The sequence below is a fragment of the Streptomyces sp. NPDC006872 genome, from assembly GCF_040635845.1.
Lineage (GTDB): Bacteria > Actinomycetota > Actinomycetes > Streptomycetales > Streptomycetaceae > Streptomyces.
Genome location: NZ_JBEYIL010000010.1, coordinates 297,591 through 310,668 on the forward strand (window position 1 = coordinate 297,591; position 13,078 = coordinate 310,668).

14 protein-coding genes are annotated in these 13,078 nt (G+C 69.2%); 5 read left to right on the forward strand and 9 right to left on the reverse strand.

The window, feature by feature from the left end; genetic code table 11:
* Positions 1 to 57 precede the first annotated feature (57 nt).
* Positions 58 to 945 (reverse strand): APC family permease, encoded by an 888-nt coding sequence (locus tag ABZ725_RS29065; protein WP_358805487.1) that lies wholly within the window; start codon positions 943 to 945, stop codon positions 58 to 60.
* Here ABZ725_RS29065 and ABZ725_RS29070 point away from each other — a divergent pair.
* Together ABZ725_RS29070 and ABZ725_RS29075 are read left to right on the forward strand one after the other, a co-directional pair.
* Complete coding sequence (locus ABZ725_RS29070; RefSeq protein ID WP_358805488.1) at positions 916 to 1,599, forward strand: FCD domain-containing protein; 684 nt, start codon at positions 916 to 918, stop codon at positions 1,597 to 1,599. The two genes, ABZ725_RS29065 and ABZ725_RS29070, sit on opposite strands and share 30 nt — an antisense overlap.
* Positions 1,600 to 2,001: 402 nt before the next feature.
* A complete protein-coding gene (locus ABZ725_RS29075; protein WP_358805489.1) occupies positions 2,002 to 2,805 on the forward strand; it encodes a hypothetical protein in 804 nt (267 codons plus the stop codon).
* A gap of 101 nt (positions 2,806 to 2,906) precedes the next feature.
* Here the strand turns inward: ABZ725_RS29075 and ABZ725_RS29080 are convergent, their stop codons facing one another.
* Positions 2,907 to 3,368 carry an Lrp/AsnC family transcriptional regulator gene (locus ABZ725_RS29080; RefSeq protein ID WP_358805638.1) on the reverse strand — a complete coding sequence of 154 codons (462 nt, stop codon included), beginning with the start codon at positions 3,366 to 3,368 and terminating at the stop codon, positions 2,907 to 2,909.
* Between the two features lie 148 nt (positions 3,369 to 3,516).
* Between ABZ725_RS29080 and ABZ725_RS29085 the strand changes: the two genes are divergently transcribed.
* Together ABZ725_RS29085 and ABZ725_RS29090 are read left to right on the forward strand one after the other, a co-directional pair.
* Positions 3,517 to 4,803 carry an MFS transporter gene (locus tag ABZ725_RS29085; RefSeq protein WP_358805490.1) on the forward strand — a complete coding sequence of 429 codons (1,287 nt, stop codon included), beginning with the start codon at positions 3,517 to 3,519 and terminating at the stop codon, positions 4,801 to 4,803.
* 62 nt (positions 4,804 to 4,865) lie between these two features.
* The gene (locus ABZ725_RS29090) at positions 4,866 to 5,471 is read left to right on the forward strand and encodes a TetR family transcriptional regulator (protein WP_358805491.1); all 606 of its coding nucleotides are present in this window, start codon (positions 4,866 to 4,868) and stop codon (positions 5,469 to 5,471) included.
* Positions 5,472 to 5,562: 91 nt separating this feature from the next.
* Here ABZ725_RS29090 and ABZ725_RS29095 read toward each other — a convergent pair whose 3' ends face one another.
* Positions 5,563 to 5,691, reverse strand: a complete 129-nt coding sequence (locus ABZ725_RS29095; protein ID WP_358805492.1) for a hypothetical protein — start codon at positions 5,689 to 5,691, stop codon at positions 5,563 to 5,565.
* A gap of 300 nt (positions 5,692 to 5,991) precedes the next feature.
* The gene (locus ABZ725_RS29100; protein WP_358805493.1) at positions 5,992 to 6,573 is read right to left on the reverse strand and encodes a TetR family transcriptional regulator; all 582 of its coding nucleotides are present in this window, start codon (positions 6,571 to 6,573) and stop codon (positions 5,992 to 5,994) included.
* 149 nt (positions 6,574 to 6,722) lie between these two features.
* Between ABZ725_RS29100 and ABZ725_RS29105 the strand changes: the two genes are divergently transcribed.
* Positions 6,723 to 7,295: a hypothetical protein gene (locus ABZ725_RS29105; RefSeq protein ID WP_358805494.1), complete on the forward strand. Its 573-nt coding sequence runs from the start codon at positions 6,723 to 6,725 to the stop codon at positions 7,293 to 7,295.
* A gap of 162 nt (positions 7,296 to 7,457) precedes the next feature.
* On the opposite strand, the gene ABZ725_RS29110 is transcribed toward ABZ725_RS29105, so the two are convergent.
* The 5 genes from ABZ725_RS29110 to ABZ725_RS29130 all read right to left on the reverse strand — a co-directional run bounded on the left by ABZ725_RS29110 (position 7,458) and on the right by ABZ725_RS29130 (position 12,951).
* Positions 7,458 to 9,935 (reverse strand): SpoIIE family protein phosphatase, encoded by a 2,478-nt coding sequence (locus ABZ725_RS29110; protein WP_358805495.1) that lies wholly within the window; start codon positions 9,933 to 9,935, stop codon positions 7,458 to 7,460.
* A 443-nt stretch (positions 9,936 to 10,378) separates the two neighbouring features.
* Positions 10,379 to 10,552: a hypothetical protein gene (locus ABZ725_RS29115; RefSeq protein ID WP_358805496.1), complete on the reverse strand. Its 174-nt coding sequence runs from the start codon at positions 10,550 to 10,552 to the stop codon at positions 10,379 to 10,381.
* A gap of 317 nt (positions 10,553 to 10,869) precedes the next feature.
* Positions 10,870 to 11,247 (reverse strand): ASCH domain-containing protein, encoded by a 378-nt coding sequence (locus ABZ725_RS29120; protein ID WP_358805497.1) that lies wholly within the window; start codon positions 11,245 to 11,247, stop codon positions 10,870 to 10,872.
* Positions 11,248 to 11,461: 214 nt separating this feature from the next.
* Complete coding sequence (locus ABZ725_RS29125) at positions 11,462 to 11,893, reverse strand: SRPBCC family protein (RefSeq protein ID WP_358805498.1); 432 nt, start codon at positions 11,891 to 11,893, stop codon at positions 11,462 to 11,464.
* A 47-nt stretch (positions 11,894 to 11,940) separates the two neighbouring features.
* Positions 11,941 to 12,951: an aldo/keto reductase gene (locus ABZ725_RS29130; protein WP_358805499.1), complete on the reverse strand. Its 1,011-nt coding sequence runs from the start codon at positions 12,949 to 12,951 to the stop codon at positions 11,941 to 11,943.
* Between the last annotated feature and the right edge of the window lie 127 nt (positions 12,952 to 13,078).

Consider the following 13,078-nt stretch of genomic DNA (forward strand, 5'->3'; position numbering starts at 1 on the left):
GCCTGGGCGGCGGACCCGGATCTCGTCAGTCTTCCGCCGAAACACCGCCGCGCGCCTTCACCGGGGCGCGGATGCGGTCTCCTGGCCGCCTTCTGCCTCGTGGAACGCCATGCCGGGCGGCGGATTGCGGAACATCCGGGTGAGGTAGGCGAGGTAGACGACGCCCAGGCCCAGCCAGCTGAGACCGAGGGTGAGGGCCGCGCCGTCCAGGTTGTACAGCAAGTAGAGATCGACGGCTGCGCCGATCGTGGGCGCGACAGCGTAGGTCAGCGGATTGGGCCTCTCGCCGTCCCGTCGCATGCGGAGGTAGGTGGCGATGACGGCGACGTTGACGAAGGTGAAGGCGACGAAGGCACCGAAGTTGATGAACGAGGTCGAGGTAGCCACGTCGAGCCTGATGGCGATGAGCCCGATCGCGCCGGTCAGCAGGATGTTGAGGGCGGGAGTGCGGTAGCGGGGGTGGACGCGGGCGAAGAAGGTGCGGGGCAGGGCGCCGTCACGGCCCATGGCGAACAGCAGCCGGGAAGCGCTGGCCTGGGCGGCGATGCCGGAGGCGAACCGGGCCACGACGAGTCCGACGAGGAAGACCGAGGAGAAGAGGTCACCGCCGATGCCCTTGGCTATTTCGAAGGCGGCCGATCCTTCATCGTCGAAGCGGGCTCCTGGGTGGGCGAGCTGAGTGGCGTAGGCGACCGTGACGAATATGGCGCCACCGATCAGGGCGATCAGAAGAATCGCGCGCGGCATCGTGCGCTTCGGGTCGACGGTCTCTTCCGTGAGGGTGGTGACGGCGTCGAAGCCGAGGAAGGAGTAGGCGGCGATGGCGGCACCGGCCGAGACGCCTGCCGGCGTGGTGGCACTGTTCGCGAAGGGGCTGGTGCTCACCAGGGCGCCGGAACCGCCCAGGTGGAAGACATGACGCAGGGCGAGCGCCACGAAGATCACGATGACCAGGATGGGCGGCGGCCATGCGTCCGTAGCTCTGCGCCACCTGGAGAGCGTCTTCCCGATACCGCCCAGATCGCCGACGGGCTCGGCGCGGGCGAGATCACCGTCCGCCGGGCGCTGGTTTCCCTGTGCGCCGATGGCGTCCTCGAACGCCGACGGGGTCGCAACGGCGGCACGCACGTCGCCGCGAACCCGGCCCATGGCACGGTCACCGCCGCGGAGGCGTACCGCTCCGACAGTGCTGCCGTTCATCGCCTGATCGACCATCGGCTCGTCCTGGAATGCGGCATCGCGCATCTCGCCTCGGCCCATGCCGCACAAGGCGATCTGTCCGAACTGCAGGACATGGTCGAGGAGATGGATCGCATGCCGAGCTGGGCGGGATTCCACGGCTGCGACGAACGCTTCCATCTACGGCTGGCGCAGGCGACCGGAATCCCGGCGATCGCGACCCCCTACGGCGCAGTACTTCGCGAGCTCTACCGCTACTACTTGCCCTATCCGATGGAAGCCCTGCGAGAATCCAACACGGAGCACCGTCGGCTCATCGACGCCCTGCGCCGCAAGGACGCGGCCGAGGCCGGCGAGATCGCCCGCCGGCACGTCGAGGCGCTCCACCACACGATGTTCGTCGGCCTGACGAAGGACTGAAGGTTCGCACCTTTCGACGCGCTGTGGTCGCCACTCCTCGGCTGTCCCGCCACTTCCCGGCTGTCCCGCCGGTCCACGGACGTCAGCTGCCCCTGAGCGGGCGCTGCGCCGGATAGGCAGAGATTACTCATGCCCGTTCACCGAACTCACGGTTGACTCACCCTGCTTGCCCGCCGAAACGTAGAGCAGCGCGTTGGGCGTGGGCAATCCCCGGCTCGTGCCGCACCCCAAAGCCGGCGGACCACTGAGCAGGCAGGGCAACCGCATCCCGCCGTCCGGAATTCCGCGATTCCTGATTCCGCCCCGGCGAGAGAACAGCACCACAGAAAGAAGAAGAACAGCACGATGAAGAAGCTCATAGCCCCTCTGTGCGCAGCGTCGACAGCTGTCGTTCTGGCATGCATGCCGACGACGGCACAGGCAGCCGGAATCGAGGACGGCGCGCCCCTGGTGGCTGCCCAGAACGAGATCATCGACGAACTCGCGCCGCTCGGTTGGCCGGGACAGGACCCGGAGAACTTCTACCCCGGCGCTCTCAACCACCCCGACGCCGACGCAGCCTCGGTCGTCTGGGGCACCCCTGGGAACCCCAGTTCCTATCAGGTCGAGGCCAAGTGCGCCCAGTTCCTCACCGCCTCGCTGAAGCACGCCTACACCTGGGCCACCGACGCGTGGTTCACCTCGGGCACAGGCTTTCGAAGTCCCTCCTCGGAGCAGTACTACGACGCTTTCACCGACACCTCCGCCGGTGGTGCGCTCGAGGACATGAGCGACCACATCAGCCGCCCCTCCGCACAGCGAGTCAGCGACCTGCACGCAGGATCCGTCATCGCGGTGAAGTACCTGGACGGCTCGGAGGGAGGAGCGACCGGGCACATGATGGTCGTGCAGTCCGTGGCGCCGTTCGAGCGCGACGGCAACAGTGCTACCCAGGAGTACGCGGTCAGGGTCGCCGACAGCACCTCCGCCCCGCACGGCGTCGCATTCTCCTCCAGGACGTCGCCCCACTGGGCGTTCAAGGACAGCAGGGTCGAAGGCTCTCCGGGACTCACCACGAAGGAGTGGAGCGGCGCCGGCCGGGGAACGATCTTCATCCAGGCCGACACGACGACTGGCAAACCGACCGGCCACTGGTGGGGCCGGAACGAGGCCGCGTTCAACACGGTCGCCAACCGCCCCATGGTCTTCGTCGACATCACCCGCTGAGATGATCTCGAAGCCCTGGGCGCCCGGCCCGTCCCCCATGCGGCTCGCGTCGTTGCTCGCGCTGCTGCCGATGCGCACGGGCGGCTCGGCCGCTGGTGGGCTCACCCGTTCGCCAGACGGTGCAGGAGGGACCGGGGTCGGTAGGGGATGACCTCGGCCAGCGAGATGGCGGTGCTGGTCCGGTCGACTCCGTCGATGGCGAGGATCGCTTTGGTGATGCGGTGCAAGTCCGTGGTGTCCTTGGCGGCGACGCGCGCGAGGAGGTCGGCTTCGCCGGTGGTGTAGTGGACCTCGATGACCTCGGGGAGGGCGAGCAATCCCTCGTGGACGCTCTCGGGCTCGGCCTGGCTCACCGCGAGCGACATGAACGCCACCAGGCCGTATCCGAGGGCGGCGGGGTCGACACGCCGGCTGAAGGGCTTGAGCGCGTCGTCGGCGGCCATCCTCCGCAGCCGTGCGTGAACGGTGTTCCGGGCCACACCCAGGGTCTGGGCCAGGGCGAGGATCGTGGCATCCGGGTCGTCGTCCAGGGCCAGGACGATCCGGGCATCCAAGGGGTCCATCAGTGTCATGGGTGTGCATTCTGTCATCTGAGAGCCATGCCATTGGGCATCTGTCGCACTGGAAAGGCTCTGTGTTGCGCGGATGCCCCGGCGTGTGGTCAAGGTGATGGGTCGTTCCGCGCCCCCGCCCTGATGAAGGACCTTCGCCATGGCCTTGAAGACGCACGCCACCGGCACCGGTGGCTCCTGGATCGTCATCGTGTCCGCCGGGGTCGCTGCCGGGCTGCAGGTGTGGAAGCTGCCGCCCGCGCTCCCGTACCTGCGGCACGACCTGTCGCTGAGCCTGGTCCAGGCCGGGACCCTGCTCGGGATCATCCAGCTGGCCGGGATGCTCGGCGGACTTGCCATCTCGCTCCTGGCCGAACTGATCGGCGAGCGGCGCTGCCTGAGCGGGGGTCTGGTCCTGCTGTTCCTCGGATCGGCCGGCGGCGGATTCGCCTGGTCGGCAGGCCCCCTGCTGGCCTCCCGGGCGGTCGAGGGCGCCGGTTTCATGCTGGTGGCGGTGACCGGCCCGGGGCTGATCCGCCGCAGCACTTCACCCGACCGCTTCGCCACGGCCATGGGCTTCTGGGGCGCCTACCAAGGCATCTCCACCTTTGCCGGGCTCATCACCGGCGCACTGGTCCTGCAGGTGGTGCCGTGGCGGGTGTGGTGGTGGGCCATGGCCGTGCTCGCACTGGCGCCGCTGCCCTGGGTCCTGGCCCGCGTTCCCCGCGACGACGCCGGAGACGCCCGCGGCGTGGCGGCCGCCCTCGCCCGCATCGGCCGCACCGTTCGAGCCCCCGGGCCCTGGACGGCCGGCCTCGTCTTCGCCTGCTACACCCTCCAGTGGATGGCGGTGGTCGGGTTCCTGCCCACCGTCTACCGCGACAGCGGGATGGCGGGCGTCTGGCCAGGCGTCCTCAGCGCCGTGGTCGGCGCGGCGAACGCCATCGGCTCGATCGCCACCGCGGCACTCATGAAACGCGGCCTGCCCGCCCGCGCCCTCCTCATCCCCGCCTTCACCCTCATGGCCACCTCATCACTGCTGGCCTTCGCCCCCCACTGGCACACACTCCCCGCAGGCTCCAGCTGGCAGTTCCTGTGCGTCGCGGCCTTCTCGCTGACCGGCGGCGCGATACCGGCCACCTTGCTGCGCATGATCGGTGACCTGACGCCGGCAGGCGGCTCTGTTGCCGCCACCATGGGCCTGACCCAGCAGCTCTTCAACTCCGGCAGCTTCATCGGCCCCGCCCTCGTCGCATGGCTGGCCACCCGCACCGGCGGCTGGCACTCCACCTGGTGGATGACCTGTGCCTGCGCGGCCGTGGGCATCGTCCTCAGCCTCCGCCTCAGGCCCCGGGCCGCGGAGCTGGTACGACCCGACCGTGGCGGTGGCGACCACCGCCAGGGCCGTCCCACGGGCACCCGGCTGGGTGCCCGTGAGGCGTCGTGAGGTGGTTCCTGGAGCAGCCATGCGGGGCACAATCTTTTCCGTTCCCATAATATTCAATGATGATGAATAAATCTCGTGGGCGCCCGCGCGGGGGCTCCGACGCCAAGGAGCGGATCCTGGCGGCGGCGCAGGCGTCGTTCCTGCAGCGCGGCTACAACGCGACGACGATGCGATCCGTGGCGGCGGCGGCCGACGTGGACCCGGCCCTGATCAGCTATCACTTCGGCTCCAAGCAAGGGCTGTTCGGCGGCGCGATGGCGCTCGGTATCAGCCCCGGCCAGGTGATAGCCCAGGTGCTCGAGGGCGATCCCGAGCAGATACCTCAGCAGATCATTCGGTCGGTCCTGGCGATATGGGATGATCCGGAACTCGGCGGTTCGCTGACACTGCTGGTCACGCAGGCCCAGCGGGATCCAGCGCTTCTGCGTGCGTTCCGCGAGTACGTCGAGCGGGAACTGACCGCCCGGCTGGCGGAGCACATAGGCGGGACCGATGCCACCGAGCGCGCCGGGGCCGTGCTGACGGTGACTCTCGGACTGATCTTCAGCCGGAACGTGCTCGGACTGAACCCGACCGCCGCCATGGACTCCGAGCGGATCGTCCGGCTCCTGGCTCCCGGCCTTGCCGCGGTTCTCCGTCAGACCGGATCCGCGCCGGACGGGGGATGACGAACGAGAGAGACCGGCAGTGGGCGTCACATCAGCCGCCGGGTGGCGGGGAGTGTGTCTCAGCGGCAGCAGCGGGTACGGGCGCGCTGGATCAAGACACGAAGCGTGACGAGAGCAGTGCCACGCCGAGGGTGTCTTCGGGACTGGCGGGCACCACGTTGACGACGTGCGGCGGTTGCTTTGCCGCGCCTGCGTCACCGCCGGTGGGCTGCGTGGCCACGATGGCACCGTGGATATCGCGGTCCTGATGGCCTGGGTCGTCGAACCGGTCAGCAAGGAACCGCTACCGCTGGACCGGTCGGCCCACCGTTCGATGCCTCAAGTGATCCATTTTCCGGTCCGTGGTTCCGCGTGAGGCGCGGACGTTGCGCGAGGCGGCTGCGGCTGCGGCTTCGGAAGGAGAGCGGGGCGGGATGCGGCGCTCGGGGCCCTCGTCGGCGCGGCCGAGGTCGCCGGGCGGCGGCCGGGGCACCGTCCTGTCCGCGGCGGCTGCGCTCGCTCGCGGGCCGGCCTGGCGTGTTCAGCGCTGTCCGAGAGTGGCCCGGATGGCGGGGGCGAGGGCAGAGACGATCTCGTCGGAGGTGAGGTGGGCGACTGCCGGGAGGCGCAGCAGGTGGCGGGTGAGGGCGAGGCCGAGGAGCTGCGCGGAGACCAGGCCGGCCCGGGCGGCAGCCTGTTCGGGGCCGAGCGCTGCGGTGAGGGCGGGGGCGACCTGGGCGGCGAAGATCTCGTGCATGCGTTGTGCGGCGTGGTCGTTGGTGACTGCGGAGCGCAGCAGCAGGAGCAGGGCGTCGTCCTCGCCGTCGTGCTCCCAGCGGTGGAGGAAGTGGCGCACCCAGGCCCGGGCGAGCTCTTCCGCGGGGACGCCGGCGAGGTCGGGGAGGTGTAGGTCGACGTCGAGGGCGGCGTCGAAGAGGCGGGCCTTGTTTCCGTAGTAGCGCATGACCATCGAGGGGTCGATGTCGGCGTCGGCGGCGACGGCGCGGATCGTGGTGCGCTCGTAACCGTGGCCGGCGAAGCGCCGGCGGGCGGCTTCCAGGATGGCGGCCCGGGTGTGGTCGGAGCGTCGGGGAGCAGCGGGTTTCTCGGTTTCCTGCATCATGCCAACAAACGTAGGCCAACTTGCGTTGACTTTCCAGCGAGGGGTGGGCATCCTGTCAACAAGTGGTGGCCAACGCTTGTTGGCAACCTGCTCCGTGCCCGTCCCGGAGACCGAGGTCCGCAGGCCCCCGGTCCGGAAGGAAGATCGCCATGAATTCGCTGCTCGCCTCGAAGCCCGGTACGGCGTACGGGGTGCAGTGCACAGACCGGACGAAGACCGGCAGGGGCGACGCGCACCGGACCGAGGCCGCTCCCGGCCCGCTCGTCTCCTTCGCCCGGTTCGTCCTGTGCGGCGGCGGTGTCGGCCTCGCTTCCGGCCCGGCCGTGGCCCTGCTGGCCGCGCAGCTGCCCTGGGCGTTGGCGAACGCGCTGGTCACCGCGGCGTCCACCCTCCTCTGCACGGAACTCCACGCACGCTTCACCTTCGAGGCCGGGCTGCGTCCCGGATGGCGCCGGCACTGGCAGTCCGCCGGGTCGGCCACGGCCGCCTATGCGATCACCTGCGCGGCGATGTTCGTCCTGCACCAGATACGGCCGTCGGCCGGGACGCTGAGTGAGCAGGCCGTCTACCTCAGCGCCTCCGGGCTCGCCGGAATCGGACGTTTCCTGGTGCTGCGCCTGTTCGTCTTCGCCGACCGCACGACCACCGTGCAGCAGAACGGTCCGGCGGGGGCTGAGGAAGCGAGCGAGAGCACACCATGGTCCATCGCGACTCCGGCATGACCGACCTGCCTGTGCGGCATCGATCCAGCCCCTCATGGCTGGTGGCGCCTGGCCTGGAGTTGCTGGACGACTGGATCGGCGGCGGGTGCGCGCTTTCCGACGACAACGGCTCCGCGGACGCCGATGCCCTTCGGGAGGGCCGTACGGTCGCATGCCGCACCGTCATTCGGTGTCGAGCATGGTGAAGCCGGCCAAAGGGTTCACCGGGAGGATCTGTTCCGCCCAGATGGTTTTGCCCTCGGCAGTCTGCCGGGTGCCCCAGGCGGCTGTGAGCTGGGCGACGAGGAGCAGGCCGCGGCCTCCTTCGTCGAAGGTGCGGGCGCGGCGCATGTGGGGGGCGGTGCCGCTGGCGTCGGAGACTTCGCAGATCAGGTTTCGGTCGTGGATCAGACGCAGATGTATGGGGGGTTCTCCGTATCGGATGGCGTTGGTGACGAGTTCGCTGACGACCAGTTCGGTGACGAATTCGGCATCCTCCAGACCCCACGCCGCCAGTTGGGCACTGGCGTCCTTTCGGGCCTGGGCGACGGCGGCCGGGTCCGCGAGTATTTCCCAGGTGGCGACCCCGTCGGCGTCCAACGCTTTGGTGCGGGCGATGAGCAGGGCGATGTCGTCGGCGGGACGGCCGGGTAGCAGGGCGGCCAGAACCGCGTCGCACAGGTTGTCCAGGGAGGCTGACGGTTGGGCGAGGGCCTGGCGCAGCAGGGACAGACTGACGTCGATGTCCCGCTCGCGGGATTCGATCAGCCCGTCGGTGTAGAGGGCGAGGAGGCTGCCCTCGGGCAGTTCGATGTCGGTCGCCTCGAAGGGCAGCCCGCCCAGTCCCAGCGGGGGGCCGATGGGGAGATCGAGCAGTTTCACGGCGCCGTCGGGGGTGACCAGAGCAGGTACCGGGTGCCCGGCCAGGGCGATCGTGCAGTGGCGGGACACCGGGTCGTACACGGCATACAGGCACGTCGCGCCGACATCTCCGGCAGTCTCCGCCCCGGGGCCCGGCCGCACGGCGTCCCTCCCCTCGGCGGACAGGCGGGCGACGAGGTCGTCGAGGTGGGTGAGGAGTTCGTCGGGGGGCAGGTCGATGTCGGCGAGGGTGAGTACGGCGGTGCGCAGCCGGCCCATGGTGGCGGAGGCGTGGATGCCGTGGCCGACGACATCGCCGACGACGAGCGCGACCCTGGCCCCGGACAGCGGGATGACGTCGAACCAGTCCCCGCCCACCCCGGCCCGGCCGCCGGCCGGCAGGTAGCGGGACGCGACCTCCACCGCGGCCTGCGCCGGCAGTGCCTGGGGCAGCAGGCTGCGCTGCAGGGTGACCGCGGTGGCGCGCTCGCGGGTGTAGCGCCGCGCGTTGTCGATGCAGACCGCCGCTCTGGCGGCCAGCTCCTCGGCCAGCACCAGGTCGTCCTCACGGAACACCTCCGGATGCTGGTGGCGGATGAAGACCACGACGCCCAGGGTGGCACCGCGGGCGGTCAGGGGCACGGTCATCACCGAGTGCACGCCGAAGTCGCGGACCGTGACGGACCGGGCCCGATCGCGGGCCGTCCATTCGGTGATCGCGGGGTCGGTCGCGTGGTGCAGCAGAGCACGTCCCGACCGGAGGCTCTCAACCGGCGGGGAACCGTCCGGATAGCTGTCCACCTGGCCCGGAACGACGACCGCCTCGAAGGTTCCCGGCTTCACGGAACGGTGGGCGACGCGCCGCAATGAGACCGGGCCGCGCGGTGTGCCCGGGGACGGCTCCTGTGCACCGTCCAGAGAGGGGAGCAGGTCGACGCTGACGAAGTCGGCGAATTCCGGGACGGCCAGGTCCGCCAGTTCCTGAGCCGTCCGCGTCACGTCCAGGGTGCTGCCGATCCGTGTACTGGCCTCCGCGAGCAGCATGAGCCGTTTGTGCGCCCAGTACTTCTCGGTTATGTCATGACCGGCCAGACCTATGCCCTGAACACGTCCGTCCTCGCCCTTCAGCGGGGTGACGAAGACCGACCAGGCGTGTTCCCGGCTCTCCCCGGAGGCCCTCGCGTAGACCTCCAGGAACTGTGGCTCGCCGGTCTCCAGCGCCCGCAGCATGGACCGCTCCACCCTGTCCATCTCCGGATGGTCTATGTACTCGCGAAGCCGCAGCCCGCGCGTCGCGTCCGGGGGAACAGCCAGGTCACGCTGCCAGGCCTCGTTGGCCCGGCGCAGGCGCAGCCCGGTGTCGTACAGCCCGACGAGGCAGCCCGAAGCGTGCTCGTGGTGCAGACTCGCGAGAGCGTCGTCGTCGGGCTCGGGCCACAGCCCCGTCAGTGCGGAGACCAGGAACCATTCTCCGGGCCGCCCGCCGTCCGGCGCCCGTTGGTGCGCCAGGACGTTGACCTCCAAGCGGTGACCGTCGCGGTGCCGGAGAGCGATCCGCCCGTCCCACCTGGGCAGCTGCGCGAGGGACCGCAGCCCCTCCTCGTCGATCTCGTCGGCCAGCAGACCAGCCGCGGGTTGCCCCACCATCTGCGGGGGCGAGTACCCGAGCAACTTCTCGGCCCCCGCGTTCCACCCTGTCACCACGCCGTCTCCGTCGATGATGACCTGTGCACTGAGCGCCTCGTCGAAGATGTGCTCGGAAAGCCCCGGCACCCGGCTGGTGGCCCTGCGTCGCGCCATGGCTACCCATCTCCTACGGAGATCTTCACCGCTTCCAGAGTGCGGCGCCCGGACTCGCACGCCCAGCCGACCGCAGGTTCCCATTCGCATTATGACCCGTGATCGGCCAGAGTCACCCGCTGGCCCAACGGTACGCCGTCTGTTCGCACCAGCCGCGACAACGCCCGGCGCCGCGGTGCGAGGCCTCACCGCGGTTGCGGTAACAGCGGACGTGAAGGCGACCGCCCCGCTGGGGCGACGCTGGGTGATTCAGTGCACCCTGGTACCGCATGGCCGGCAACCGCCGGGTACGCCAAGCCGCCTGGCACGCATCGAGCAGCGCATCCACGGTGGACGTGTCCGACTTCGGCGGCTGGTCCGGCTCGACCGTGCCGACCATGCGGGTCGTGTCCGCCGACAGCCAGGCATCGTCACCCCGACCGTCAGGCTTCCGGTCGTGCCGGTCACTGCGGGGTGGCCTTCGCAGAGGGCGGCGGCTGGGCGGGGTGCTGGCATGTCAGGCACAGCTGGTGATGTCCGTCGGGCGTGACGACGGTGCCCCATCCCAGACATCTGTCGCAGTCGTGGGCCAGGGCGAGATCCGGGCGGGGAGCGGGGGTGCGAGCGCCATCAGCCATGTGCTGGCCAACTTCCTGATGGTGAGCAACAGACCCCCCAAGTTGCCAGATTTTTCCTTATATGACCGTTACCGCCATCACAAATGACCTCTACAGTGCTGCGGCTGGGCGTTGGACTGGGATCTTCGGTCGGTCGAGCAGCGCGTGTTCAGCCATGCCGAGCGGGCCTGACGGAACTCGCGGGCCCGCGAGGACCGTGCGGAACTGTCGGCGTGGGAGGGCCGCCCGCCGGCTGGCCGGCACCCGCCACCACTACGGCGAAGCAACCGCCTGGTCCCGCCACGCTGTCCGAGCTCAGTGACGGAAGGCCCGTCCGGTCAGGGAACCTCGGCAAGTCGGAAGGCCAGGCAAGCCACAAGAGTGTGATCATCGATGGGGGTGCCCATGCGGCTCCAATAACGCCGATGACCAGCGCGCCACTCCTCCAGAGAGGCATCGCCCTCGCCTTCGGCCTCGGCGTGCCGCCACGTCACCTCGATGAAGGGCTTCACTTCCACACCGGTGATCTCAACGGTGGCGATGGATCGGCCCTCGTTGTCCAGAAGGGCCAGCCGCTCACCGACATACTCCAGGCCCTCAGTCTCCTTGGCGTAGTCCTCGAGCAGGCCGGTGGTCGCGGTCTTTGTTCCGGCCAGAACCAGGGCGTTCAGCTCGGCGCGCATCTCGTCTGGGGTGCCCAGTTCGAGGGAACGCATGCCTTCAACTCGCGGCCACATCGCCTATCGCCTCACTCGAAAACATCCGCCGATTCCTTGGGCTGCCCTCGCGTGATCATACGGATCCGTCCTCGCAGTGACGGACTGCCTCGCCCAGGCACCCACGCACAGCTTGGCACCGATGCATCTTCCATGATCGGGAGTTACACCGAACGAAATGCAGTGCCGCCAACCGGCCATGGAGGACACAGTCCTATACGCGCCGGTCAGGAGCAGTGAGCGTTTGGTGGAGCGCGGCGAGGCCGTCCGTGTAGATGCTGTGGAACAGGGCGATGGCTTCGTCGTCGCTGATGCCGTCCGGTGTGAAGACGCCGGACCACTCCACGCGGGCCGTGTCCTGCCCGGGCGTCTCGCGCACCGTGAGGGTGGAGAGGTAGTCGGTGACGGGGAAGGGGGCCTGGAGGATGGAGTAGCTGTAGGTGCGGGCCTTGTCGTCGAAGGCTTCGAGGCGCTCGACGATCAAGCCGCCGTCCTCGTTCCTGAGACTGCGGACGCGTCCGCCGTCGCGGAGTTCGCTGGTGGGGATGTAGGGGAGCCATTGGGGCAGTGAGTCGAAGCCGCCGATGAGCTGCCAGACGCGTTCGGGCGAGGCGGGGATGTCGAGGGATGCGGTGGTCGTAGCCACGGGATTCTCCTGGATGCGTGCGGGGTCACGGTCACGGGGGCACGGGGTCAGGCGGCGGGTACGGGAGCGTCCTGCGCTATCAGTCGCTCCTCGCGCAGATCCGTCCAGAACCCGGCCGGGATCATCTCGCCGAGAGCAGCGATGTCCTCGGAGATGCGACTGGGCTTGGTGGCGCCGGGGATCACAGCTGCCGTCGCCGGGTGGGCAAGGGAGAACTGCAGCGCGGCGGACTTGATACCGACCCCGTGCCGCTCGGCGAGCGCCTTGATCCGCTGCACCTTGTCGATGATGTGCGCGGGTGCCTTCTGGTACTCGAAGTGCGTTCCTCCGGCGAGGATGCCCGAGCTGTAGGGGCCGCCCACCACGACGTCGACGTCCTGGGCGGCGGCGGCCGGCAGCAGGCGCTGCAGGGCCCGGTCGTGGTCGAGGAGGGTGTAGCGGCCCGCGAGCAGGAAGGCGTCGGGCTTCGGCTCGTCAAGGTCGAGGGTGAGCTCCAGGGGTTCCACACGGTTGACGCCCAGGCCCCAGGCCTTGATGACGCCCTCCTCGCGCAGCTTCTGCAGGACGCGGAACGCTCCGGTGCGGGCGCTCTCATAGGCGGCCAGCCACTCGTCTCCGTAGAAGTCCTGGGCGACGTCATGCACCCACACGATGTCGAGACGGTCTGTCCGGAGTCGCTTGAGGCTGCCCTCGATGGAGCGGAGGGTGGCGTCGGCGGTGTAGTCGTTGACCATCTTGTTCGGGCGACCGTGTTCGAAGAGGCCGCCCTTCTCGCCGAGGTCGCGTACGGCCGGGTCCTCGATCTCGTCGAAGATGACGCGGCCGACCTTGGTACTGAGGACGAATTCGTCCCGGGGGTGCTGCGCCAGTACGTCGCCGAGCCGGATCTCGGAAAGGCCGGCGCCGTAGAAGGGCGCGGTGTCGAAGTAGCGGATGCCCTGGTCCCAGGCGGCCTCGACGGTGGCCGCAGCCTCCTTGTCGGGGATGGCGCGGAACATGTTGCCGAGCGGTGCGGTGCCGAAGCCGAGGGCGCCGGGCAGGAGGGGCTTGATGCTCATGGGGGGGGGATCCTTGCGATGGTGATTGCGTCGGATTCGTCAGTGAATGAGCGATCCGTCGTCCTTGCGTGTTCGAGGCTAGGATCCATAGATGAGACTGTCCAAGACTTGCTTGGACATACTTGAG

What these genes read in the sequence shown, in the direction of transcription:
- ABZ725_RS29070 (WP_358805488.1), top strand. Translation starts at nt 916, where the DNA reads ATGACGCAGGGCGAGCGCCACGAAGATCACGATGACCAGGATGGGCGG.
- ABZ725_RS29075 (WP_358805489.1), top strand. Translation starts at nt 2,002, where the DNA reads ATGCCGACGACGGCACAGGCAGCCGGAATCGAGGACGGCGCGCCCCTG.
- ABZ725_RS29080 (WP_358805638.1), bottom strand. Translation starts at nt 3,368, where the DNA reads ATGGACCCCTTGGATGCCCGGATCGTCCTGGCCCTGGACGACGACCCG.
- ABZ725_RS29085 (WP_358805490.1), top strand. Translation starts at nt 3,517, where the DNA reads ATGGCCTTGAAGACGCACGCCACCGGCACCGGTGGCTCCTGGATCGTC.
- ABZ725_RS29090 (WP_358805491.1), top strand. Translation starts at nt 4,866, where the DNA reads ATGAATAAATCTCGTGGGCGCCCGCGCGGGGGCTCCGACGCCAAGGAG.
- ABZ725_RS29100 (WP_358805493.1), bottom strand. Translation starts at nt 6,573, where the DNA reads ATGATGCAGGAAACCGAGAAACCCGCTGCTCCCCGACGCTCCGACCAC.
- ABZ725_RS29105 (WP_358805494.1), top strand. Translation starts at nt 6,723, where the DNA reads ATGAATTCGCTGCTCGCCTCGAAGCCCGGTACGGCGTACGGGGTGCAG.
- ABZ725_RS29110 (WP_358805495.1), bottom strand. Translation starts at nt 9,935, where the DNA reads ATGGCGCGACGCAGGGCCACCAGCCGGGTGCCGGGGCTTTCCGAGCAC.
- ABZ725_RS29115 (WP_358805496.1), bottom strand. Translation starts at nt 10,552, where the DNA reads ATGGCTGATGGCGCTCGCACCCCCGCTCCCCGCCCGGATCTCGCCCTG.
- ABZ725_RS29120 (WP_358805497.1), bottom strand. Translation starts at nt 11,247, where the DNA reads ATGCGTTCCCTCGAACTGGGCACCCCAGACGAGATGCGCGCCGAGCTG.
- ABZ725_RS29130 (WP_358805499.1), bottom strand. Translation starts at nt 12,951, where the DNA reads ATGAGCATCAAGCCCCTCCTGCCCGGCGCCCTCGGCTTCGGCACCGCA.